This is a genomic window from Pandoraea thiooxydans, assembly GCF_001931675.1.
Classification (GTDB): Bacteria; Pseudomonadota; Gammaproteobacteria; order Burkholderiales; family Burkholderiaceae; genus Pandoraea; species Pandoraea thiooxydans.
In genome coordinates this window covers 3214809-3238055 of record NZ_CP014839.1, presented here as the reverse complement: position 1 = coordinate 3238055, position 23247 = coordinate 3214809, and the positions used below count along the sequence as shown (strand labels likewise).

Below are 23247 nucleotides of genomic sequence, written 5' to 3'. Positions count from 1 at the left end.
TGTGAAACCTAAAGTATTGGTCGCGCGAGCGGTGTTCCCCGAGGTGGTGGAGCGGCTTGCACAGTATTTCGAGGTCGAGAGCAACCCACGTGACGAGATCTGGAGCCCGGCGGAACTCGTCGCGCGCCTGCACGACAAGCTGGGTGTCATTACCACCGCCAGCGAGCGCATCGATGCCGATGTGCTCGCTGGCGCACCCAACTTGCGGGCAGCCTGCAACATGGCGGTCGGCTACAACAATTTCGATGTTCCGGCGATGAGCGCGGCCGGCGTGATGGCCACCAACACGCCCGACGTGCTCAACGAGACCACCGCGGATTTCGGCTGGGCGCTGCTGATGGCGACTGCGCGCCGCATCACCGAGAGCGAGCGCTGGTTGCGCGCGGGGCACTGGCAGAAGTGGGCCTACGATATGTTTCTGGGGGCCGACATTCACGGCGCGACACTGGGCATCATCGGCATGGGGCGTATTGGGCAGGCCTTGGCCCGGCGCGCTTCGGGCTTCGACATGCAGGTGCTCTATCACAATCGCTCACGGGTGCCGGAGACGATCGAGCAGGCGTGCAAGGCTTGCTACGTCGGCAAGGAAGATCTGTTGCGCCAGGCCGATCACGTGATTCTTGTCCTGCCCTATACGGCGGCCAGTCACCACACCATCGGCGAGGCCGAACTGGCGTTGATGAAGCCGACCGCTACGCTGGTGAATCTGGCGCGCGGCGGGATCGTCGACGACGCGGCGCTGGCGCGCGCGCTGCGCGACAAGCGCATCGCCGCGGCCGGTCTCGATGTATTCGAAGGGGAGCCGGCCGTGCATCCGGGCTTGCTGGAAGTGCCCAACGTCGTGCTCACGCCGCACATCGCCAGCGCCAGCGAAGCGACCCGACGGGCCATGGCCAATCTGGCGACCGATAACCTGATCGCGGCACTGGGTTTTGGGCCGAATGCCGGCAAGCCGCCTTGCCTCTTGAACCCGCAAGTCAAACAGAAATAATTCCGTTATGACCAATTCGATGGTGACTACGATACTGCTGGTAGCGATCCTGCTCGGTCTGGCGTTGTTGGGGATGCTGGTGGCACGACGCAGAGACGGGGCGGAGGGCTTGCGCGCGATGCATGAGGATCTGCTGCGCGCCGGCGAGCGAAGCGAACGGGCGCTGCGCCAGGAACTGAGCGACGCGGCGCGCGCCGGGCGTACCGAGCAGGGCGCCCAGTTGTCGCAATTCCAGCAGGCCCTAGCCGCGCAAATGACGAGCGTGGCCACCGTGCAGAACAATCAGATCGACGGATTTGCCCAGCAGCTCGTCAAACTCACCGAAAGCAATGCCGCGCAACTCGAAGCCGTGCGGCAAAGCCTGATGCAGCAAGGCCAGCAGATGCGCGAGGAGCAGGGCACGGCACTGCGGCGCTTTGGCGAGGCGCAGCAACAACAACTGACGCAACTGACCGAGAGTAACGAACGGCGGCTGGCGGAGATTCGGGCCACGCTGGAGCAGAAGCTCAAGGATATCGAGACCCAGAATGCCGCCAAGCTCGAGGAGATGCGCCGCACCGTCGACGAGAAGCTGCATGCCACGCTGGAGCAGCGCCTGGGCGAGTCGTTCAAACTGGTGTCTGACCGTCTCGAGCAGGTGCATCGCGGTCTGGGCGAGATGCAAACGCTGGCCGCCGGCGTGGGAGACCTCAAGCGGGTGCTGACCAACGTCAAGACACGCGGTACCTGGGGCGAAGTACAGCTCGAAGCATTGCTCGAACAACTGCTGACGGCCGACCAGTACCAAAAAAATGTCGCCACGGTCCCCAAGAGCAACGATCGCGTCGAATTTGCGATCGCGCTGCCCGGCCGTGACGGCGAGACCGGTGAGCCGGTATGGTTGCCGATCGACGCGAAATTTCCGCGTGAAGACTACGAGCGGCTGATCGATGCGCAGGAGCGTGCCGATCCCGGTGCGGTCGAGGAAGCCGCCAAGGCGCTTGAGAATCGGATTCGTCAGGAAGCGCGCACGATTGCGGAGAAATACCTTGCGCCGCCGCACACGACCGATTTCGCGCTACTGTTCCTGCCCACCGAAGGTTTGTATGCCGAGGTGCTTCGGCGCCCTGGGTTGAGCGATGCGCTGCAGCGTGACTTCCGCGTGACCGTGGCCGGCCCGACCACACTGACGGCATTGCTCAACAGTTTGCAGATGGGGTTTCGCACGCTGGCGATCGAGCGGCGCTCGAGCGAGGTTTGGCAAGTGCTGGGCGCCGTCAAGACCGAGTTCGGCAAGTTTGGCGATGTGCTGGCACGCACCAAATCTCAATTGGAGACGGTCACGCGTTCGATCGATCAGGCCGAGGTGCGAACTCGTCAGATGGCGCGCAAACTCAAGACGGTCGAGGCGTTATCCGGTGACGAAGCGATTGCCCTGCTGGGCAGCGACGTAGCGATCGAGGAGGATTAGCCGCGTCCTTCAGGAGCGCTGATCGAGCAGTTGGTGCTTGGGAACGGACGCAGCAAAGCGTTGCAGCGCTTCGCCGGTCATTCGTACCACGCGCCACTCGGGCAGTACGTCGGCGCCCTGGGCTTCGTAAAAATCGATCGCCGGCTGGTTCCAGTCGAGCACCGTCCACTCGACGCGGCCGCAGTTGCGTTGCACGGCAATCCGCGCCAATGCGTGCAGCAGGGCCTGTCCGAGGCCATGACCGCGTGCCGACGGTTTGACGTAGACGTCTTCGAGGTACAGGCCGCGCCGGCCGAGGAAGGTCGAGTAGTTATGGAAAAAGAGCGCGTAGCCGACCACTTCCTCACTGATTTCCGCCAGCAGGCATTCAATGACCGGCTGCGGCCCGAATAACGCATCGCGCAGGTCATCTTCGGTCGCCACGAGCATGTCGGTCAGTCGCTCATAGGCTGCCAGCTCGCGCACCAGCGCATGAATCGCCGCGACGTCGCCGGGTCGAGCCGGCCGCAAATGCGCTCTCATCGGCCTTCTTCGGCGATATCTGTGAGCACGATTTCAATGCCTCCAAACCGTGCGGCCACCCAATTGTAGGCATGGCAAGCGATCCATAGCAGGGCGAAGCCGATGACCGCGTTGAGCAGCAGGGCCGAGAAGACCGCGAATCCAGGCAGTTCTCCGTAGCGGATAAAGGCGGCGAGCAACGCGATAAGCACGATCGGCACGCTGAATGTGAGATAGATCAGCACAAGCGCTTTTGACGTCTGTACGGGCGCGATATAGGAGATTTGTTTTTTCATGTGGTTGTTTTTCGATTTGGCATTGTGGCGTTTGGTCAGATCAGTCCCTCGAAAAGTAGAATATCGACATCGTCTCCAGCGGCGACGTCGCCTTTGGCATGGGGCAGCACGACGAAGCAATTGGCCTCGCTCATCGAATGCAGCATGCCGGAGCCTTGCGCCCCGGTAATCGACACCTCGACTGCTCCATCGGCGCCGGTGCTGACGATGCCGCGCAGGAATTCGGTCCGGCCGGGACGCTTGGTGATGGCGCTTGCGCTGCGCGCCCGCATCGGTGGCATCGGCTGAGCAGCGGCGCCCATCGTTGCCAGCAGTGCATCCCGCACGAACACATAGAACGTTGCCATGACCGCTACCGGGTTGCCGGGCAGCCCGAACAGCAACGCGTCATGCCCGGCGCTGGTAAGGCGGCCAAACGCCAACGGCCGGCCGGGGCGGATCGCGACTTTCCAGAACGCGACTTCGCCGAGTCGTGCCATCATCGGTTTGGTGAAATCGGCGTCGCCCACCGAGACACCGCCCGAGGTGATGACCACATCGGCATTTTCACAGGCATGGCGAAAGGCGGCCTCCAACGCGACGGGATCGTCGCGCACGACGCCCAGATCGAGGACGTCGGCGCCCATGCGATGCAGCATGCCGAAAAGGGTATAGCGGTTGCTGTCATAGACGCAGCCGGGGGCGAGCGCCTGCCCGGCCGAGCGCAGTTCGTCGCCGGTGGAGAAAAACGCGACCCGTACACGGCGAAACACCGGGACTTCGACGATCCCCAGCGATGCGATCAAGCCGAGGTCGGCTGGACGCAGCAATTTTCCGGCGCGCAGCGCCGCCTTGCCGGCAGCCAGGTCCTCGCCGGCGCGGCGGCGATGCTGGCCTGCGCGCACGGCATCGGGGGCGAAACCCACATGGGCATCGTCTTTCTGGACCAACTCTTGGGGAATCACCGTGTCGCAGCCGGACGGCATCAGCGCGCCGGTCATGATGCGCACGCATTGGCCGGCCGCCACCGTGCCGGTGTACGGGCGCCCTGCCAGTGCCGCTCCGACGATCTCAAGCCGCGGCGCGGTGCCGCTGAGCACGGAACCGTTGAAGGCATAGCCGTCCATGGCCGAGTTGTCATTGGCGGGGACGTCGATCGGGGAGATAAGATCACTGGCCAGAACGCGGTCAAGCGCGGTACGCACGGCGACATACTGCACGCCGCCGACCGGGGCGACGCACTCGCGAATGATATGCCGAGCCTGTTCGACCGAGAGGGCCTCGGGGTCGTAGTCGGACATGCAACCGATGACGGTATTCAGTGTGTTCATGCGAATGAGGCGCGATTTGAAACAAGCCGCAGGAGGCGGAACAGGCCGTCGGCACCAGCACGGGCGGCATATAGGCGGCGAGCCGGCTTAGTGCCGCTCGATTTCGTTGAGCTCTTCTAGCGAGTTGATATTGTAAAACGGGCGCTCATCGTCAAAAGGAACTTGTGCGATGGTGTGGCGTGCTAACCACGTTTGTATTTTGCGCTGCCCCGCGGCCAAATAGTGTGCGAGGTCGTCGGCTAGCGTGCGCGGGACCATCATGAACGCGGGTTGCACACGCCATTGACCGGCCTGCGGCGTAACGGCGACTGCGGCCTGGGCGTCTGGCTGTTCCTGCAATCCGGCTGCCAGGCGTGCCACGAGGTCGGTCGGCAGCAACGGCGAGTCGCACGGCGCTGTGACGACGAATTCGGTCGGCGCGGCCCGTAGCCCGGCAAGTATGCCGGCCAGCGGCCCGGCAAAATCGGGTGGGTCGTCGCAAACCACCGTGACACCGAGTTCGCGATAGCGCTCGAGATTGCGATTGGCGCTGATCAACAGCGTCGTTACCTGCGGTGACAGCCGCTGCATGGCATGCATCACCAGCGGCATGCCGCGAAATGCCTGCAATCCCTTATCGGCGCCGCCCATGCGGGTGCCGCGTCCGCCTGCGAGGATCAGGCCGGTTATCGAGCTCGGTGCAGCGATTCGGGGTCGTGAAGCCATGTCGGAAGCTGCGGTCAATTGGCAAGCGGCCGCGCGTTCAGGGATGCGCCGTCTCGCGCACTGCATGGACGGCCCGGCGACAATTTGCTACCCACCGATGTAGGACATTTCGACTTTGTCCCGGGGCGCAGACGCCGGCCCCGCGCCACTGGCGCGTTGCGCCGAATAGCGATCGGTGCGCTGGTGCCAGATGTGTCCGATCGCCGCGGTGATCTCTTCGTCGCTGTGGCCGTCGCGCAGCAAGGTGCGCAGGTCGAATCCGCTGTCGGCGAACAGGCAAAGATAGAGCTTGCCTTCGGTAGACAGCCGTGCGCGCGTGCAGGTGCCGCAAAACGCGCGCGTGACGCTGGAGATCGCGCCGATTTCGCCGCCACCGTCTGCGTAGCGCCAGCGCTGCGCGGTTTCACCAGGGTAGTTCGGCCCCAGCGGCACGAGCGGCAGTTCGGCGTGAATGCGCTCGACGACTTCGCTCGACGGCAACACTTCGTCCATGCGCCAGCCGTTGGAGGTGCCGACGTCCATGAACTCGATGAAGCGCACGATGATGTCGGTGCCATGAAAATGGCGTGCCATCGGCACGATCTCGTGATCGTTGGTGCCCCGCTTGACGACCATGTTGACCTTGATCGGACCAAGGCCGACCTGCCGGGCGATCTCGATGCCTTCGAGCACATCGGCGACTGGGAAATCGACGTCGTTCATGCGCCGGAAAATAGCGTCGTCCATGCCGTCGAGGCTGACCGTGACACGGCGCAGTCCGGCATCCTTCAGGCTTTGCGCCTTGCGGGCCAGCAGCGCGCCGTTGGTCGTCAGTGTCAGGTCGAGCGGCCCGCCGGTGCGGGTGCGCAGGCGGGCCAGCATTTCGATGAGCTTCTCGACGTTCTTGCGCAGCAGCGGTTCGCCGCCGGTCAAGCGGATTTTTTCGACCCCATGCGCAATAAACAGTCGGGCGAGCCGTTCGATTTCCTCGAAGCTCAATAGTGAGGAGTGCGGCAAAAAGGGGTAGTCCTTGCCGAACACGTCCTTGGGCATGCAGTAGACGCAGCGGAAATTACAACGATCCGTCACGGAAATACGCAGGTCGTGCAGCGGGCGCGCCAACGTATCGATCAGCTGCCCGTTGGCGGGCAGGAGTTGCTTAGGGATGACCGGTACATGCGTCGGGTAGCGCAGGTCGGTCAGGAGGATCGTTTTTTCTGTCATGGCCGCGAATGCAACATTTCCGTTCCATTTTAATGGAATACGCCGTACCGGGCGCCATAACCCTTTGAGAGACGTGCCTGGCAACATCAAGACAAAAAAACAGGGGGCTTGCGCCCCCTGGTCATGCGATTGCTCAGTTGCTCAGATGTGCGTGGAGCCCGTCGTCGCCACCGGCGCCGAGGTGGCTGCCGGTTGTGTTTCGACCTGGACCATTGGACCTTCGACCTGCGGCGGCAACGGCTTGCGTTCGCGCGGCGCACGGGGCGGAACAACGATTTTCGCCATGGCTTCCTGTGCCTGGCGCTGCTTTTCTGCATCGGTGTGGACCCACACCAGACCAGCCGCGGCGAGCGTGGATTCCAGTGCGTCGGGTGAGACCGATACTCGCGGTTCGACGCTGGCAGCCGGCGCAGCGACTACTGGCGCCTCGACCGCTGGCGCCTCGACCGCTGGCGCCTCGACCGGCGGTAGCGCAGGAGCAACCGCCTCGACCGCTTCACTCGGCGCCGCGGGTGCTGCCGGCATCTCCGGCGCTACCTCGGCTTCAATCGGCAGTGCTTGGGTCGCGGGCAGCGGTGCGACGGTTTGCACCGGTTGGGGTGCCGCTTGTTCGGCGGGCAGCGGCGCGAGCGCATGCGGGGCGATGGTCGGAGCCGCCTCGATGCTTGCCGGCGTCGGTGCGGTTTCGAGCGGTTGTCGGTCGGCCGCGGCTTCCGGGGTCGCAACGATCGCCTCGGCGGCGGCGGGCGTCGCCGTAACTGCCTCAGCCGGCGACGTTTCTGCGGCAGCGGGTGCCGGCGGGATGGACTCGCTCGCGACGGCGGCGACCGCCGGCGCGACGACGGCAGCGACTGCCGCAGCCTCTTCGACAACCGCTGCCGGCGCATGCGCGACCGGCGTCGGTGTCACCGTTTGGGCAGGCACTTCATCGACCGCGGTCGGTGCCGCCACCGGGGCCGCGGTTTCGGCGGCCAGATCGGTATTGGGAACCGCGCCAGTCTGTTCGCCGGGTTCCCGCTCACGGCGGCCGCCGCGACGGCCGCGACGACGGCGGCGGCGCTCTTCTCCTGCGGCTTCCGATGCCTCGTCGATAATTGGCGCCGGCGCCGCCGCTATTGCTTCGACCTCAGGCTCACTGACAGGCGCTTGTGCGGGTTGACGCGGCCGCTGCTCCTGCTCGGTATCCAGCGGCTTGCGTTCGCGCCGATCCGGCCGGCGACCGCGACCCTCGCGGGTTTGCTCGCGTTGTACGCCTTCGTTGGCGGATTCCTGGGCTGGTGCGGCATTGCGATTTTCGTCGCGCTCGCGCGGCTGGCGATTCTCGCTGCGCGGCTCTCTCGGTTCGCGCGGCGGGCGCATGGCGTCCTTGCCATTGCCGCTCGGCTGCTCGCCGCGGTTATTGCGGCGATGACGGCCTTGCGGCGCGCGATCCTGGCGCTCGCGGGCCGGGCGCGGCGCTGCTGCCGGCGGAGCCTCCTGGATCGGTGCCTTGGCAGCGGGTTCCAGTCCCAGCAGACGTTTGACCCACCCGATGAAACCACCACCGGCCGGTTCGAGCGGCGCGGGTGCGCGCGGCTGGCGCGGTTGCGATACCGGTGCCGGCTGATCCGGCGTGATGCCCTTGACGGCTGCTTCCTGGCGCGGCTTCGCTTCGTCCTTGCGTTTGCTGTAGCCGGGTTCTTCGGCTTCGAGCTCGCGCGCGGCGTCCTCGGCCAGGACATAGCTGGCTTTCGGGGCTTCCAGGCGAGGATCGTCGTGGCGCACGCGTTCGAGCTTGTAGTGCGGCGTCTCGAGATGTTTGTTGGGGATCAGCAGCACGCCGACCTTGAAGCGTGCTTCGATCTTGTTGATCTCGGCGCGTTTTTCGTTGAGCAGGAAGGCCGCGACCTCGACCGGCACCTGGCAGTGGATGGCGGCGGTGTTCTCCTTCATCGCCTCTTCCTGGATGATGCGCAGGACCTGCAAGGCGGACGACTCGGTGTCGCGAATATGGCCCGTGCCGTTACAGCGCGGGCAAGTGACGTGAGTGCCTTCGGACAGCGACGGACGCAGTCGTTGACGCGACAGTTCCATCAGGCCGAATCGGGAAATTTTGCCCATCTGGACGCGGGCACGGTCGTGCTTGAGGGCATCCTTGACGCGCTGCTCGACCTCACGCTGCGCCTTGGTCGACTCCATGTCGATGAAATCGATCACGATCAAGCCGCCGAGGTCCCGCAGGCGCAACTGGCGTGCGACTTCGTCGGCGGCTTCGAGGTTGGTGCGCAGCGCCGTCTCCTCGATGTCCGCGCCCTTGGTCGAGCGTGCCGAGTTGACGTCGATCGACACCAGTGCTTCGGTGTGGTCGATGACGATCGCGCCGCCCGAGGGCAGGGGAACCTGACGGGAGTAAGCGGTTTCGATTTGATGTTCGATCTGGAACCGCGAGAAGAGCGGAACGTCATCGCGATAGCGTTTGACGCGGTTCAGATTGTCGGGCATGACCACGCTCATAAAGGCGCGGGCCTGCTCGTGGATGTCTTCGGTGTCGATCAGGATCTCGCCGATATCCGGCTGGAAGTAATCGCGGATGGCACGGATGACCAGGCTGGATTCGAGGTAGATCAGCAGCGGGGCGCGGTTGCTGTTGGCGGCCTCTTCAATCGCGCGCCACAACTGCATCAGGTAGTTCAAGTCCCATTGCAGTTCCTCGGCGGCACGGCCGATGCCGGCGGTGCGGGCGATGATGCTCATGCCCTCGGGCAGCTCCAGTTGCGCCATGGTTTCGCGCAATTCCTGACGATCCTCGCCTTCGATGCGACGCGATACGCCGCCGCCACGAGGGTTGTTGGGCATGAGGACCAGGTAACGCCCTGCCAGAGAAATGAAGGTGGTGAGGGCCGCCCCCTTGTTGCCGCGCTCTTCCTTCTCGACCTGAACGATGATTTCCTGGCCTTCCGACAAGGCGTCCTGGATGCGGGCGTTGCGAACGTCGGCGCCATCACGGAAAAAAGCGCGGGCAACTTCCTTGAATGGGAGGAAACCGTGGCGATCTTCGCCGTAGTTGACGAAACAGGCTTCCAGAGAAGGCTCTATGCGAGTGATGACGCCTTTGTAAATATTACCTTTTCGTTGCTCGCGACCCGCGGTCTCGATATCGATGTCGATGAGTTTCTGACCATCGACGATGGCCACGCGCAATTCTTCTTGCTGCGTGGCATTGAACAACATGCGTTTCATGAAAACGGCTCCCACCCGTCGCTTGGACCGATCGTCCGGTGCGCCGGGTACTGTCATGCATTATTTATTCAACACGCGAGGAAGGTGCCGTCTGGCTGGGAGAATTGCCGGGGGCGCTTGGGCCGAAGGGCACAAAAGCGCGCAGGCGCTCGTGATAACGCTACCGCGTTTGACCGGAATTGGCTGCCGCCCTCATGGGCCGCAGGAGGGTCAATTCGAGTCCGAAGTCCGTAAATCGAGAAATTCCATCGATTTTTCTCGTTAGCCATGCCAGCGCGCGGTAATTGCGGCGGCGGCTCAATTCTTATGACTTTATGCGTAACGCTATTCACAAAACAGTCAGCTTAACCGAAGCTGACTGGTCAAAAATTCTTTTGCCAAACACTCATTCCTGCGAACGCGCAACGTCGCCGAACCCGCCTGTGGGCGCGGTCCCTGCAACGAATGCGATCCGTGCGTATCACTTGTTGCCTTGTTTTTTCCGGCTAAGCAACCGACCCGGGGTGCAAGTAGAATATAAGTTTGACGCTTGCACCAACACAGGCCCGGATTTTGGTATTGTTCCGCTTCCGGAGGCCTCTGCTGGACAAATTATATTCATAATGAATGAGTTAGGCAAAATCCGGCGCAATGCACCGGTAGCCATGCCATCGGCTGGGCCCCAAGTCAAGCTGATCGAGGTCGGGGACGACGCCAGCGGACAGCGGATCGACAATTTTCTGCTGCGCCATTGCAAAGGTGTGCCAAAAAGTCACGTCTACCGCATTTTACGTAGTGGTGAAGTGCGCGTGAACAAGGGGCGGGTCGACGCGGCGTACCGTTTGGTGTTGGGCGATGTGGTGCGGATTCCGCCGGTGCGGATTGCCCAGTCCGAGGCGCCGGCCAATGTGCCGGCCGCAAAATTTCCTGTGGTTTTCGAGGATGATTACCTGCTGGCCATCGATAAACCCGCCGGCGTTGCCGTGCATGGCGGCAGCGGGGTCTCGTTCGGCGTAATCGAGCAACTGCGCCAGGCCTATCCGCAGCAACGCTTTCTGGAGTTGGTGCACCGGCTCGACCGGGAGACGTCCGGTGTGCTGTTGATTGCGAAAAAGCGTGCGGCACTGGTCGGAATGCACGAGCAGATTCGGCACAATCGCATGGATAAGCGGTATCTCGCGTGCGTAATCGGTGCATGGCAGGACAGCCAGCGCGTCGTCAAAGCGCCTCTTTTCAAGTATTTGACCCCCGAAGGCGAGCGTCGCGTCAGGGTGCAGGCGGACGGCCAGCCGGCACATACAATATTTCGCCGGCTCGAGGTTATCGATGGATATTCCTTGTTGGAAGCGGAACTGAAGACGGGGCGCACGCATCAGATTCGCGTTCATTTGGCACATTTGGGCACGCCGATCGCCGGCGATGACAAGTACGGCGATTTTTCCGCCAATCGCGCGTTGAGCCGTGCGGATGCGCGACCGTCGCTCAAACGCATGTTTTTGCATGCCAGACGGCTGCGTCTGGTGCACCCGATATTGAATACGCCACTGCTGCTGGAAGCGCCGTTGCCGCAGGATTGCGAGCGGTTTTTGCAACAATTACGAGACTCGAGCATTAATGCCAAAAACTGAGTTTGATCTGATCGTGTTCGATTGGGACGGAACCTTGATGGACTCGACCCCCACGATTACCCGCTGCATTCAGGCAGCCTGCCGGGATCTCGATTTGCCGGTGCCTGCCGACGAGGTCGCCAGCTACGTTATTGGGCTGGGCTTGCGGGACGCCTTGCAGACTGCCGCGCCAACGCTCGATCCGAGTCAGTATCCTCGTCTGTCGGAGCGTTATAGATTTCATTATTTGCTCAGCGGCAACGAGACTGTGCTGTTTTCCGGGGTGCGTGAAATGCTCGCGGAACTGCGCGAGCGCGGTCGGTTTCTTGCCGTCGCTACCGGTAAATCGCGGGTGGGCCTCAACCGCGCCCTGGAGGCCGCTGGCTTGCTGGGAACCTTCGATGCTACGCGGTGTGCCGACGAGACGTTTTCCAAGCCGCATCCGGCGATGCTGCAGGAAATTGGCCGCGAATTGGGCCAGGATCTGTCGCGCACGGTCATGATCGGCGATACGACCCATGATCTTCAGATGGCCGCCAATGCGGGTGCGGCCGGCGTGGCGGTGGCTTATGGCGGCGCTCACTCGCTCGAGGCCCTGCGCGCGCTGGGGCCGAGCTATTGTGCTCAGAGCGTCGACGAGCTGAGGGCTTGGCTGTTGGAGCGGGTCTGATGGCGGACGAAGAGGCAATTCCAATCTGTGCCGGTTCGGCACTGGCGGACGGCGGCCAGGGGGTGCGCTTTCAGGTGAGCCTCGGTGGGCGCGCCACACCCGCCTTCGTGATTCGCTTCGAGGGCCAGGTGCACGGCTATCTCAATCAGTGCGCGCATGTGCCGATGGAGCTCGACTGGGCCGAGGGGCAGTTTTTCGAAAGCTCCGGCTTATACTTGATGTGTTCGACTCACGGTGCGACTTACGAGCCCGACACGGGCCGCTGCGTCGGCGGCCCTTGCCGCGGCGGTGCGCTGCATAAGCTGCGTGTCGAGGAGCGTGGCAGCGAGGGCGAGGCTACAGTGGTCTGGTTGCCGGAGCGCGATATCCAACCGCTTGCGCCGGTCTGAGCGGCCGTTTTTTCGATGATTTCTTGTTGATTGGTCATGACCGAATCTTTTCCGCCCGACAATCCCCCTCGAGATGAGTCGCGCCCGTCGGACGCTCGTCAGGCAGTTGGCCGAGCTGGCACCGACGAAAACTGGGAGCGGACCGTGCTGGAAAAGGTGCTGCTAGCAACGCTCAAGGAGCAACGGGCGGCGCGTCGTTGGAAAATATTCTTTCGGTTGGTGGCGCTTGCGTTGTTCGGTCTGATTGCCTGGGCGTTGATGGACACCGGCACAACGCCCGTGACCACGGCCGGCCGGCACACCGCTCTGGTCAAATTGACTGGCGAGATTTCGGCGAGCGGGCAAGCCAGTGCTGACGCCATCAATAAGGCCTTGGATTCCGCGTTTGCCGACAGTGGAACGGCAGGCGTGATTCTTCGCATCAACAGTCCCGGTGGCAGTCCGGTGCAAGCCGGCCGTATTTACGACGAAATCATGCGGCTGCGGGCCAAGTATCCCGCCAAGCCGATCTATGTGGTGGTTGACGAGATGTGCGCGTCGGGCGGTTATTACGTAGCGGCTGCCGCCGACAAGATTTTCGTCAATCAGGCCAGTATCGTTGGTTCGATCGGCGTGTTGATGGACGGGTTCGGCTTTACCGGCTTGATGGACAAATTGGGCATCGAGCGTCGCTTGCTGACGGCTGGCAAGAACAAAGGGTTTCTCGACCCATTCTCCCCCGAGACCGACGAGCAGAAAGCGTATGCGCTGCAAATGCTGTCCGACGTGCACCGGCAGTTCATCGACGCGGTGAAAAAGGGCCGGGGCGCACGGTTGAAGAATGATCCGCAGTTGTTCTCCGGCCTGTTCTGGACGGGCGAGAAAAGCATTCAGCTCGGACTGGCCGACGGCTACGGCACGGTCGATTCCGTGGCGCGCGACGTTATCAAAGCCAGCGATATCGTCGACTACACCGTGAAGGAGAGCTTTCCCGACCGCGTTGCGCGGCGATTCGGCGCGGCCGTTGGCAACGCCGCCATCGAGACGCTGTTGATGAGCGGGCGCATGTCCATGCGCTGAGCGTGCTGCGCGGTCACATGATCCCCACCCCCGGTGCGGGGTTTTTACTGAGCCAGCAGCAAAAAGATAGCGGGCCGCTTGTGCAGGTCCAGCCGTTTGCGCGGCCAATCCTGGATTCGGTGGCTGACGACGATTTCTTCGGGCTGGGTCAGGTCGACCGCGACGCACAATAGCGTGGTGCCCGCGCAGGTGCCGAGTAGCGCATCGAGCATGGCCTGATTGCGATATGGCGTCTCGATGAAAATTTGAGTCTGCCTCTCGCGCCGCGAGCGCAGTTCGAGCTCGCGAATGCGTTTGATGCGCTCCGCGGCATCCACCGGCAGATAGCCGGCGAAAGCGAAACTTTGGCCATTCAGGCCGGACGCCATCAAGGCCAGTAATATCGAGCTGGGACCCACCAGCGGGACGACCCGGATGCCCAGCTCGTGGGCGCGCCGCACCAGCAGGGCGCCAGGGTCGGCGACTGCTGGGCAGCCGGCTTCGGAAATCAGGCCGCCGTCCGAACCGGCCACGATCGGCGCCAACAAGTCGTCGATGGCCGCCGCTGGTGTGTTGACGTTCAGCTCTCGAATCGTAATTTCCTGAAGTGGTTTGGCGCAGCCCGCCAATTTCAGGAAAGCCCGGGTGCTCTTGGCCTGCTCTCCGATGAAGTATTCGAGCCGAGCGGCGCAGTGCCTGACCTCGTCCGGCAGGACGGCCGCAAGGCCTCCGGCGGTGGCGGGGCCCAGTGTATTGGGAATCAGGTAAAGTGCGCCGGTCATTGGGTTCCCGGACCAGGTAGGGTGAAGCCAGTGCGCATCAGCATGGTCGTCAGCGCGATCAATGGCAGGCCGATCAGCGCGGTCGGATCGGTGGACTCCACTTTCTCGAGCAGCATGATGCCAAGCCCTTCGGATTTGGCACTGCCGGCGCAGTCATAGGGTTCTTCGGCGCGTAAATAAGCGTCAAGCGTCTCGTCGGGCAGGTTGCGGACTGTCACGAAAGTCACTACGTCATCGGCCTGGGAAAGGCCCGAGCGCGCATCGTGCACGCACAGCGCCGTATGGAATTCGACAACCTTGCCGCGCATCATGCGCAGTTGCGCCATGGCCGTCGGGTGATCGCCGGGTTTGCCGATCTGCCGACCGTCGAGCATCGCGACCTGATCGGAGCCGATGATGACCGCGTCTGGGTGGGCCGCAGCGACCGCATGCGCTTTTTCCTGTGCCAGCCGCAGTGCCGTCTGGTGGGGGTTTTCGCCCGCCAGCGGTGTTTCGTCGACGTGTGGGGCCTTAACCGTGAACGAAACGCGCAGCCGCTCGAGCAACTCTCGCCGATAGCGGGAGCCCGAGGCAAGGATCAGTGGCGGATTGCTGTGTAGCGGCATGGGGCTTTAAGTGTTTGACGAAAAAAGAAAATTTAATTAGAATCGACCGCTTTTCCGGTTCGGTGCGGCTTTGCTGTGCCGAAGGCTCTGCAAGACGGCGGATGTATGCGCGAATACGTGGTCAATCTTTTCGAATTCGCCCGTACCGGGATGATCGCCGAAGGCGATGTGCCCGTGCAGGAGTTGCCGCGCATGTTAACCGAAGTTCCGGCGGCTGTGCCAGTAACCGAGCGCTCGACCGTGGTATTCCACTGGCGTGCGCAGGGTTTTGAGCGCAGCGAACATCGCGCCGATGGTGGCATGGCGGTGCGGCAGTATCTTCGCTTGGCGGTCGCGGGCGACATGTGGCTGGAGTGCCAGCGCTGCATGACGCCATACCGGCACCCGATGGCGACCGAGACGGTGTTCGAAGTGGTGCGCGATGAGGCGCAAGCCGATGCCTGTCTGGCAGACGATACATTGCCGGAGGCGATCGTCGGCTCGGCAAATTTCGACCTGATCGAGCTGGTGGAAGAAGAGTTGCTGCTGGCGCTCCCGCTGGTGCCGAAGCATGAGGTATGTCCTGAGGTTCATGTCAGTTTGGTTACCGGCCCCGATGGGCAAGCCGAGCCTGCGGAGGAGGATGTGCAGGACAAGCCGTCGCCATTCGCCGCGTTGGCTGCGCTAAAGCGCGTGCCAAGCGACGAGGGCAAATAAAGAACTCACGCGTCATCGTGGTTTGACCGATAGATCAGGTCACTGGCAGACGCTTGAACTGTGTTAAAATTCGCAAAATTCTGAGGAGTTATCATGGCTGTTCAACAGAACAAAAAATCGCCGTCGAAGCGCGGCATGCACCGCTCGCACGATTTTCTGGGTCAATTGCCCCTGGCCGTCGAGCCGACTTCGGGTGAGGCGCACCTGCGTCACCACATCACGCCGAACGGTTTCTACCGTGGCCGGAAAGTCGTCAAGACCAAAAACGACTGATTGCTGCACACAAGCGATTCGCCGCATGCTTCGCTTTGCCGGCATCTGCGAATCGGTTGAAGTAATAAAAAAAGCGGCGGTGACATGCCGCTTTTTTATTAGCGGATCAAACTCTACAAGCCAACTACGTCGACACGCATGACAGTCAGAATGACGATCGACTGTATGGGCGGGGACCACGGCCCAGCGGTTACGGTGCCCGCAGCAGTCAAATTCGTGCAGCACACCGACGATGTCGAACTCGTATTGGTCGGGCTGGAGCAGCCCATTCAGGCACAGTTGGCCAAACTGAAGGCCCAGACGCATTCCCGGCTGTCTGTCGTGCCGGCGTCCGAAGTAGTATCAATGGACGACTCGGTCGAAGTCGCGCTGCGCAAAAAGAAAGACTCGTCGATGCGAGTGGCGCTGAATCTGGTCAAGGATGGACAGGCTCAGGCTTGCATATCTGCGGGAAACACCGGCGCGCTGATGGCCGTGTCGCGGTATGTCCTCAAGACGCTGGTCGGCATCGAGCGGCCCGCGATTGCCACGCAACTGCCTAATCAAACCGGTGGTTACACGACTGTGCTCGACCTGGGAGCCAATGTCGACTGTGAACCCACGCACTTGCTGCAATTCGCTGAAATGGGATATGCGCTGGTGTCGGCTGTCGGCGGCAAGGAGCGGCCGAGCATCGGGTTGCTCAATATCGGTGAAGAGATCATCAAAGGCAACGACGTCATCAAGCAGGCCGGTGAGCTGTTGCGCGCCAGCACGCTGAATTTCTACGGCAATGTCGAAGGTAACGACATCTACAAGGGCACCACCGATATCGTCGTGTGTGACGGTTTTGTCGGCAATGCGGTCCTGAAGACGTCCGAAGGCCTGGCGCAGATGCTGGGCAATATGATCAAGGAAGAATTCGAGCGCTCCTGGCTGACCAAGCTGGCGGCGCTGGTGGCGCTGCCCGTGCTGCAGCGCTTCAAACATCGCGTCGATCATCGCCGCTACAATGGCGCGGCTTTGCTTGGTTTGCGCGGTTTGGTCATCAAGAGCCATGGCTCAGCGGACGCCTACGCGTTCGAGTGGGCGATCAAGCGCGGCTACGATGCCGTGCGCAATGGTGTTCAGGCGCGCCTGGAGCGCGCGATGGAAGACAATAAAACCCAGCTCGGGGAGACCGGTGCCGCGCAGGCTGCCCCGATTGCCCCGGCATACTGAGCGTTGTGTGACATGACTCAACCCGCGATCTATTCTCGTGTTATCGGCACCGGCAGCTATCTCCCGCCGCGCCGCGTCAGCAACCAGCAACTGGCTGAAGAGCTGGCTGCGCGTCAGGTCGAGACGAGCGACGAATGGATTGTGGCGCGCACGGGCATCAAGGCTCGATATTTTGCGCCGCCGGACATGACGACCAGCGATCTCGCCGTCGAGGCGGCGCGCAAGGCGCTCGACATGGCAGGCGTCGATGCTCAGGCCGTGGACCTGATTATTCTTGCCACCTCGACGCCGGATTTCGTGTTTCCGAGCACGGCGTGTTTGGTGCAAAGCAAGCTGGGCATCACAAATGGTTGCGCGGCATTTGATGTGCAGGCGGTATGTTCCGGCTTCGTGTATGCACTGGCCACGGCTGATAACTTTATCCGCAGCGGCGCATACCGGAACGTGCTGGTGATCGGCGCAGAAACCTTCTCCCGTATTCTCGACTTCAACGACCGCACCACTTGTGTTCTCTTTGGTGATGGCGCGGGTGCGGTGCTGTTGTCCGCATCCAGCGAGCCCGGTGTACTCTCGACGGCTTTGCATGCGGACGGTCGCTACGCGGATATCCTGTGCGTGCCGGGTAATGTGCATGGTGGTGCCATTCAGGGCAATGCCTTTCTCTACATGGACGGCCAGGCCGTCTTCAAGCTGGCCGTCGGTGTCCTTGAGAAAGTGGCGTTGGAGGCGTTGGATAAGGCTGGCCTGGAAGCGTCGCAGATCGATTGGCTGATTCCTCACCAAGCCAATATTCGGATTATGCTCAGCACGGCCCGCAAGCTGCACTTGCCTACCGAAAAGATGATCGTAACGGTCGACGAGCACGGCAACACGTCGGCGGCATCGATCCCTCTGGCATTGGACGTCGCCGTGCGCGACGGCCGGATTCAGCGTGGCCAACGGGTGATGCTCGAGGGCGTCGGCGGCGGATTCACCTGGGGCGCTGCATTGCTGCGCATGTAATCCAGGGGCGCGCAGACCGGTGGAGTCGCTCGACTCCGTGCGCGCCGCGTGCATACTTCGCAACGTATTTCAGTGAGCGGTGAATCAAAAATGAAATTCGCATTTGTTTTTCCTGGGCAAGGCTCGCAATCGGTCGGCATGCTGGCCGGGTTCGACGGGCATGCGGTGGTGCGTGAAACGCTGCAGGAAGCGTCCGACGCGCTGGGGCAGGACGTCGCCGGGCTCATCGCCTCCGGGCCTGCCGAGGCTTTGAATCTGACGACCAACACGCAACCGGTGATGCTGGCTGCGGCCTATGCGGTATATCGCGTCTGGCTGGCCGAAGGCGGCGCGGCGCCGTCGCTCGTGGCGGGGCATAGCCTGGGCGAATACACCGCGCTCGTGGCTGCCGGCGTTATCGCGTTCCGGGATGCTGTCCCATTGGTGCGCTTTCGTGCCCAAGCAATGCAGGAAGCCGTGCCGGTCGGGCAGGGTGGTATGGCTGCAATTCTCGGACTCGACGACGACACCGTGCGCGCGGTCTGCGCGGAAGCATCGGCCGCCGGCGTTGTTGAAGCGGTCAATTTCAATGCGCCGGCTCAAGTCGTGATCGCCGGCGATAAGGCCGCTGTGGAAAAAGCCTGTGAAATCGCCAAAGCTCGGGGCGCCAAGCGTGCACTGCCGTTGCCGGTGTCTGCGCCATTTCACTCGTCGCTGCTGAAGCCGGCGTCCGATCGCTTGCGCGAGTATCTGGCCGATGTCACGTTCGTCGCGCCGAGCATCCCGCTGATCAATAACGTCGACGTGGCGATCGTGAGCGATCCGGCGCAAATCAAGGATGCGTTGGTGCGACAGGCTGCTTCGCCGGTGCGGTGGGTCGAGACCGTGCGCAAGATGGCAAGTGCTGGTGTCACGCATGTGGTCGAGTGCGGGCCGGGCAAAGTGCTGACGGGCTTGACCAAACGCATCGACGGCGAACTGGCCGGTGTTGCTATCACGGATGCGGCTTCCCTGGCTGATGCGCTTGCTCTTCTGAAATAACGGAATAAATGAGCGTTATGGATAAAAACCTAACAAATCAGGTGGCATTGGTCACCGGGGCGTCGCGCGGCATCGGGCGGGCCATCGCATTGGAACTCGCGCGGCGTGGCGCAACGGTCGTCGGCACGGCCACCAGCGCCGCTGGCGTGAGTGGTATTGATGAGTATTTGTCGGCGGAAAATCTTGCCGGCAAAGGCGTTGTGCTGAACGTTACCGATGCGGCTCAGTGCGACGCCGTGCTGGATGATCTGCTCAAACAATTTGGAAAGATCGATATCCTCGTCAATAATGCCGGCATCACGCGTGATCAATTGGCGATGCGCATGAAAGACGATGAGTGGGACGACGTACTCGATACCAATCTGAAGGCGGTCTTTCGCCTCTCGCGTCTTGTGCTCAAGCCGATGATGAAAGCCCGTCAGGGTCGCATCATCGATGTGACTTCGGTGGTTGGTGCGTCGGGTAATCCGGGGCAAGTGAATTATGCGGCCGCAAAGGCCGGCGTCGCTGGCATGGCTCGCGCGCTGGCGCGCGAAATCGGCAGCCGTAATATCACGGTCAATTGCGTGGCCCCTGGTTTTATCGATACGGATATGACCAAGGCGCTCGGTGAAGAGCAACACGCCGCGCTGAAAAGCCAGATTCCTTTGGGGCGGTTGGGGCGACCCGAAGAAATTGCCTACGCGGTCGCATTTCTGGCATCGCCGCAAGCAGCTTACATTACCGGCGTCACGCTGCATGTGAACGGCGGTATGTTTATGAATTGAGCAAGTTGCGGTAAAATCGTGCGATTTTTCGCATATTTAACAAACGTTTTTCGGAACTGAATTTTACCGAGCAAACCTGTTAAAATGCGCGCACTTGTATGGACTAATTTCCCTGGAGGGTTGAATGGATAACATTGAGCAACGCGTCAAAAAGATCGTGGCGGAGCAACTTGGCGTTGCCGAAGCAGAAATCAAGAACGAATCTTCGTTCGTCAACGATCTCGGCGCAGACTCGCTCGATACCGTTGAGTTGGTGATGGCCCTCGAAGACGAGTTCGGCATGGAAATTCCCGACGAGGAAGCCGAGAAGATCACCACGGTGCAACAGGCGATCGATTACGCCACCAAGCACGTCAAAGCGTAAACAGTCCTGTCCGGGCGGCCTGACCGGGTTCCCGGAAACCAGGGATTCCTGTCAGCCGCAGAGAACACGGAGCGACAAACTCTGTGCCCTCTGTGGCTGTTGTTTTTTATGTATTGCTGCAAAAGAAGGGGAGTATCGTGAGCCGTCGCCGAGTAGTTGTTACTGGCCTGGGGTTGATTTCGCCCGTCGGCAATAACGTCGCCGAAGGGTGGGCCAATCTGATGGCCGGGAAGTCGGGCATCGCCCACATCACCAAGTTCGACGCATCCGCCATGACGGCGCGTTTTGCGGGCGAGGTCAAAGGTTTTGACGTCACGGCCTATTTGCCCGAGAAAGAGGCGCGTCATATGGATACATTCATCCATTATGGCGTTGCAGCCGGCATGCAGGCAGTCCAGGACAGCGGCTTGACCGTTACTGAAGAGACTGCAGACCGGGTCGGCGTGCTGGTTGGGGCGGGAATCGGTGGTTTGCCGCTTATCGAAGAAACGCAAATCGAACTGCTCAATCGCGGACCGCGTCGCATCTCCCCATTTTTCGTGCCTGCATCGATCATCAACATGATCTCCGGGCACCTTTCCATCAAATACGGTTTCAAGGGCCCCAATCTGGCGATTGTCACCGCTTGCACGACCGGCCTGCATTGTATTGGTCAGGCGACCCGCATGATTCAGTGCGGTGACGCCGATGTTATGGTCGCCGGCGGTGCCGAGTCGACGGTGTCGCCGCTGGGCGTCGGCGGTTTTGCCGCAGCCCGGGCCTTGTCGACGCGTAATGACGATCCGGCGACAGCCAGCCGTCCGTGGGATAAGGATCGCGATGGCTTTGTGCTTGGCGAAGGGGCCGGCGTGATGGTGGTTGAAGAGTACGAGCACGCGAAGGCGCGTGGCGCCAAGATTTATGCCGAGATCACCGGGTTCGGCATGAGCGGGGACGCCTATCACATCACCGCGCCCAACATCGATGGCCCTCGGCGCTGCATGCTCAATGCGCTGCGGGATGCCAAGCTCAACGCCGACACCGTGAATTACCTTAATGCACACGGTACCTCGACCCCGTTGGGCGACAAGAATGAGACTGACGCAATCAAGGCGGCTTTCGGTGAGCACGCTTATAAAATTGTCGTCAACTCGACCAAGTCGATGACCGGCCATTTACTGGGCGGCGCGGGCGGTCTGGAGTCGGTGTTTACTGTCCTGGCGTTGCATCATCAAGTATCCCCGCCGACCATCAATATTTTCAACCAGGATCCTGAGTGTGACCTGGATTACTGCGCAAATCAGGCGCGAGACATGAAAATTGACGTCGCGATGAAGAACTCTTTCGGCTTTGGCGGCACTAATGGCACGCTGGTGTTCCAGCGCGTCTAGTCGTGTCTGCGTCGCGCTCGCGGTTTGATGCGGATGTCTTCTGAGCGCGATGCTTTTCCTGCTTCGACCTTCGCGCAGATTGCTGCAGCTGACATTGTTGATGGTGCTGGGCAATCTATGCGCGGTCGCGCTGACGTTGTGTTCGCATGATGGCTTGGTCGTAAAACTGACTGGCTTCGCCTGGGCCGCACTGGCGCTGGCCGCGGTGTGGCGATGGGTTGCGCCGCATGGTCCGAACGGTGAGGTTTGCGGCCGAGGGGCAGTACTTCTTGGCAGGGGAGATGGGCCTGTGGTACCCGTTTCCCTGGTTGACGGCCGCTGCATTGGCCGGTGGCTTGTCATGCTGACGCTGCGGCATCAAAACGGACGCACAGAAATTTTGCCGGTGGCGGCCGGCGCGTTACCGAGCGATCGGCATCGCGTCTTGCAGGTGCTAGTCAAACGTCATGCCCAGCGGCGCACGCAGGTGTGTGCGAAGGCCGGAACTCAAGTCGATCCACGGCTGAAATAGACCAAATAGATTTAAGAACGACGGATTCCAGGTGAGTGAAAGAGATATCGACCAAGCCCTTGTGGAGCGCGTGCAAAAAGGCGACAAAAGCGCTTTTGAGCTGCTGGTCGTCAAATATCACCGCAAGATCATCCGGCTGGTATCGCGCCTCGTGCGAGACTCCGCCGAGGTCGAGGACGTGGCGCAAGAGGCCTTTATCAAGGCATACAGAGCTTTGCCTCAATTCCGCGGCGATTCGGCCTTCTACACCTGGTTGTATCGGATCGCGATCAACACAGCCAAAAACCACTTGGCGACCCAGGGCCGGCGTGCCCCGACATCCACCGAGGCGGATGCAGAAGAGGCTGAAACTTTTGCAGAGGCCGAACAACTAAGGGATATCAATACGCCGGAATCCATGTTGATCAGCAAGCAGATTGCCCAAACGGTGAATTCGGCGATGGAAGCCTTGCCCAATGAGTTGCGAACTGCGATTACCCTTCGTGAGATCGAAGGGTTGAGTTATGAGGAAATAGCGGAAGCAATGGGGTGCCCGATCGGGACGGTCCGGTCAAGAATTTTCAGGGCGCGTGAGGCAATCGCCAGCCGGCTCAAGCCGTTGCTGGATACACCAGATGGCAAGCGCTGGTAATGGCGCGTGCGATCGTAAGCTTTTGTTGGGGGATATCATGGAATCAGCTACGGTAAAAACGCAGCGGGGGCTGTCGGCCGAGCAGATTTCGGTGTTGATCGACAGCGAATTCGATGCGACCGAGGCGATGTGGCTCAACAGCCTCGGAGCCGAGTCCGAGCGGCAAATCTGGTCAGCGTATCACTTGATTGGGGATGCGCTGCGCTCCGACGAATTGGTTGAAACTCACTCGGAATCGGCTTTTCTCGCGAATTTCTCTGCGCGATTGGCAACCGAGCCGCATCTGTTGGCGCCGGCGGCCCTTGAAGCGCGGGGCGGCTCCGCACGCCACAACGGGTTTTTGCGAGTGCGCCGTGTACTGCCGACCGCTGCGGCGATGGCCGCAGTGGCAATGCTGAGTTGGGTAATTATTCCTCGTATTCAGGCGCCTGCCAATGGTGGCGGGGCAGTTGCCATCGTGGCGCAGAATTCGGCGCCCACCTCCTCGCCGATACGGCAAGTCTCTGCCGGCGGACCTGCAGTGAACGACAAAACCAGCGACCTCATCGTGATTCGCGATGCCCGACTGGACCAATATCTCGCTGCGCATCAGCAATACGCGCCATATTTAGTCGGACAGGGGGTGTCGCCTTATGTCCGAGCTTCGGCCCAAGCGGACCAATAAATGC

General features: G+C 61.5%; 25 protein-coding genes. 17 read left to right on the top strand and 8 right to left on the bottom strand.

Translation table 11 applies throughout. The features are described 5' to 3' along the window. The first annotated feature begins 1 nt into the window (after nt 1). Both PATSB16_RS14775 and PATSB16_RS14770 read left to right on the top strand, forming a co-directional pair. The gene (locus tag PATSB16_RS14775) at nt 2–991 is read left to right on the top strand and encodes a 2-hydroxyacid dehydrogenase (protein WP_047214858.1); all 990 of its coding nucleotides are present in this window, start codon (nt 2–4) and stop codon (nt 989–991) included. A gap of 19 nt (nt 992–1010) precedes the next feature. After that, complete coding sequence (locus PATSB16_RS14770; protein ID WP_047216622.1) at nt 1011–2441, top strand: DNA recombination protein RmuC; 1431 nt, start codon at nt 1011–1013, stop codon at nt 2439–2441. 9 nt (nt 2442–2450) lie between these two features. Here the strand turns inward: PATSB16_RS14770 and PATSB16_RS14765 are convergent, their stop codons facing one another. The 6 genes from PATSB16_RS14765 to PATSB16_RS14740 all read right to left on the bottom strand — a co-directional run bounded on the left by PATSB16_RS14765 (nt 2451) and on the right by PATSB16_RS14740 (nt 9675). Next, complete coding sequence (locus PATSB16_RS14765) at nt 2451–2963, bottom strand: GNAT family N-acetyltransferase (RefSeq protein WP_047214857.1); 513 nt, start codon at nt 2961–2963, stop codon at nt 2451–2453. Next, a complete protein-coding gene (locus PATSB16_RS14760) occupies nt 2960–3238 on the bottom strand; it encodes a membrane protein (RefSeq protein WP_047214856.1) in 279 nt (92 codons plus the stop codon). Before PATSB16_RS14760 ends, PATSB16_RS14765 begins: the two co-directional genes overlap by 4 nt. A 35-nt stretch (nt 3239–3273) precedes the next feature. Beyond that, entirely contained in the window at nt 3274–4548 is a 1275-nt protein-coding gene (moeA, locus tag PATSB16_RS14755) for a molybdopterin molybdotransferase MoeA (RefSeq protein ID WP_047214855.1), read from the bottom strand. An 87-nt stretch (nt 4549–4635) separates the two neighbouring features. Next, entirely contained in the window at nt 4636–5235 is a 600-nt protein-coding gene (mobA, locus tag PATSB16_RS14750) for a molybdenum cofactor guanylyltransferase MobA (RefSeq protein WP_418303900.1), read from the bottom strand. A gap of 105 nt (nt 5236–5340) precedes the next feature. Then, a complete protein-coding gene (gene moaA, locus PATSB16_RS14745; RefSeq protein ID WP_047214853.1) occupies nt 5341–6456 on the bottom strand; it encodes a GTP 3',8-cyclase MoaA in 1116 nt (371 codons plus the stop codon). Nucleotides 6457–6597: 141 nt separating this feature from the next. Continuing rightward, nucleotides 6598–9675 (bottom strand): Rne/Rng family ribonuclease, encoded by a 3078-nt coding sequence (locus PATSB16_RS14740; protein WP_047214852.1) that lies wholly within the window; start codon nt 9673–9675, stop codon nt 6598–6600. Nucleotides 9676–10277: 602 nt separating this feature from the next. On the opposite strand from PATSB16_RS14740, the gene PATSB16_RS14735 reads away from it, so the two are divergent. Genes PATSB16_RS14735 through PATSB16_RS14720 form a run of 4 tightly spaced genes read left to right on the top strand, consistent with a single transcriptional unit; the run spans nt 10278 to nt 13379 of the window. After that, on the top strand, nt 10278–11282 hold the full coding sequence (locus PATSB16_RS14735; protein WP_047214851.1) for an RluA family pseudouridine synthase: 1005 nt from the start codon (nt 10278–10280) through the stop codon (nt 11280–11282). After that, the gene (locus tag PATSB16_RS14730; protein ID WP_047214850.1) at nt 11269–11931 is read left to right on the top strand and encodes an HAD-IA family hydrolase; all 663 of its coding nucleotides are present in this window, start codon (nt 11269–11271) and stop codon (nt 11929–11931) included. Before PATSB16_RS14735 ends, PATSB16_RS14730 begins: the two co-directional genes overlap by 14 nt. Next, nucleotides 11928–12320: a Rieske (2Fe-2S) protein gene (locus tag PATSB16_RS14725; RefSeq protein WP_047216621.1), complete on the top strand. Its 393-nt coding sequence runs from the start codon at nt 11928–11930 to the stop codon at nt 12318–12320. Before PATSB16_RS14730 ends, PATSB16_RS14725 begins: the two co-directional genes overlap by 4 nt. A 36-nt stretch (nt 12321–12356) precedes the next feature. Beyond that, complete coding sequence (locus tag PATSB16_RS14720; protein ID WP_047214849.1) at nt 12357–13379, top strand: S49 family peptidase; 1023 nt, start codon at nt 12357–12359, stop codon at nt 13377–13379. A 44-nt stretch (nt 13380–13423) separates the two neighbouring features. Here the strand turns inward: PATSB16_RS14720 and PATSB16_RS14715 are convergent, their stop codons facing one another. Beyond that, nucleotides 13424–14140: an SAM-dependent methyltransferase gene (locus tag PATSB16_RS14715; protein WP_047214848.1), complete on the bottom strand. Its 717-nt coding sequence runs from the start codon at nt 14138–14140 to the stop codon at nt 13424–13426. Beyond that, complete coding sequence (locus PATSB16_RS14710) at nt 14137–14745, bottom strand: Maf-like protein (RefSeq protein ID WP_047214847.1); 609 nt, start codon at nt 14743–14745, stop codon at nt 14137–14139. Before PATSB16_RS14710 ends, PATSB16_RS14715 begins: the two co-directional genes overlap by 4 nt. A 105-nt stretch (nt 14746–14850) precedes the next feature. On the opposite strand from PATSB16_RS14710, the gene PATSB16_RS14705 reads away from it, so the two are divergent. The 11 genes from PATSB16_RS14705 to PATSB16_RS14655 all read left to right on the top strand — a co-directional run bounded on the left by PATSB16_RS14705 (nt 14851) and on the right by PATSB16_RS14655 (nt 23243). After that, nucleotides 14851–15441: a YceD family protein gene (locus tag PATSB16_RS14705; RefSeq protein WP_047214846.1), complete on the top strand. Its 591-nt coding sequence runs from the start codon at nt 14851–14853 to the stop codon at nt 15439–15441. 93 nt (nt 15442–15534) lie between these two features. Continuing rightward, nucleotides 15535–15714 (top strand): 50S ribosomal protein L32, encoded by a 180-nt coding sequence (gene rpmF / locus PATSB16_RS14700; protein WP_047214845.1) that lies wholly within the window; start codon nt 15535–15537, stop codon nt 15712–15714. Nucleotides 15715–15852: 138 nt separating this feature from the next. Next, entirely contained in the window at nt 15853–16914 is a 1062-nt protein-coding gene (plsX, locus tag PATSB16_RS14695) for a phosphate acyltransferase PlsX (protein WP_047214844.1), read from the top strand. Between the two features lie 12 nt (nt 16915–16926). Next, on the top strand, nt 16927–17916 hold the full coding sequence (locus tag PATSB16_RS14690; RefSeq protein ID WP_047214843.1) for a beta-ketoacyl-ACP synthase III: 990 nt from the start codon (nt 16927–16929) through the stop codon (nt 17914–17916). Between the two features lie 90 nt (nt 17917–18006). Next, complete coding sequence (gene fabD / locus PATSB16_RS14685) at nt 18007–18936, top strand: ACP S-malonyltransferase (protein WP_047214842.1); 930 nt, start codon at nt 18007–18009, stop codon at nt 18934–18936. A 17-nt stretch (nt 18937–18953) separates the two neighbouring features. Beyond that, a complete protein-coding gene (gene fabG / locus PATSB16_RS14680; protein WP_047214841.1) occupies nt 18954–19703 on the top strand; it encodes a 3-oxoacyl-ACP reductase FabG in 750 nt (249 codons plus the stop codon). Between the two features lie 124 nt (nt 19704–19827). Continuing rightward, nucleotides 19828–20067, top strand: coding sequence for an acyl carrier protein (gene acpP, locus PATSB16_RS14675; protein WP_047214840.1), 240 nt, complete (start codon nt 19828–19830; stop codon nt 20065–20067). Nucleotides 20068–20204: 137 nt separating this feature from the next. After that, nucleotides 20205–21437, top strand: coding sequence for a beta-ketoacyl-ACP synthase II (gene fabF, locus PATSB16_RS14670; RefSeq protein ID WP_047216619.1), 1233 nt, complete (start codon nt 20205–20207; stop codon nt 21435–21437). Nucleotides 21438–21486: 49 nt separating this feature from the next. Next, nucleotides 21487–21948 carry a hypothetical protein gene (locus PATSB16_RS14665; protein ID WP_047214839.1) on the top strand — a complete coding sequence of 154 codons (462 nt, stop codon included), beginning with the start codon at nt 21487–21489 and terminating at the stop codon, nt 21946–21948. A gap of 31 nt (nt 21949–21979) precedes the next feature. Then, the gene (rpoE, locus tag PATSB16_RS14660) at nt 21980–22579 is read left to right on the top strand and encodes an RNA polymerase sigma factor RpoE (RefSeq protein ID WP_047214838.1); all 600 of its coding nucleotides are present in this window, start codon (nt 21980–21982) and stop codon (nt 22577–22579) included. 37 nt (nt 22580–22616) lie between these two features. Beyond that, a complete protein-coding gene (locus PATSB16_RS14655; RefSeq protein WP_047214837.1) occupies nt 22617–23243 on the top strand; it encodes a sigma-E factor negative regulatory protein in 627 nt (208 codons plus the stop codon). Nucleotides 23244–23247 lie beyond the last annotated feature (4 nt).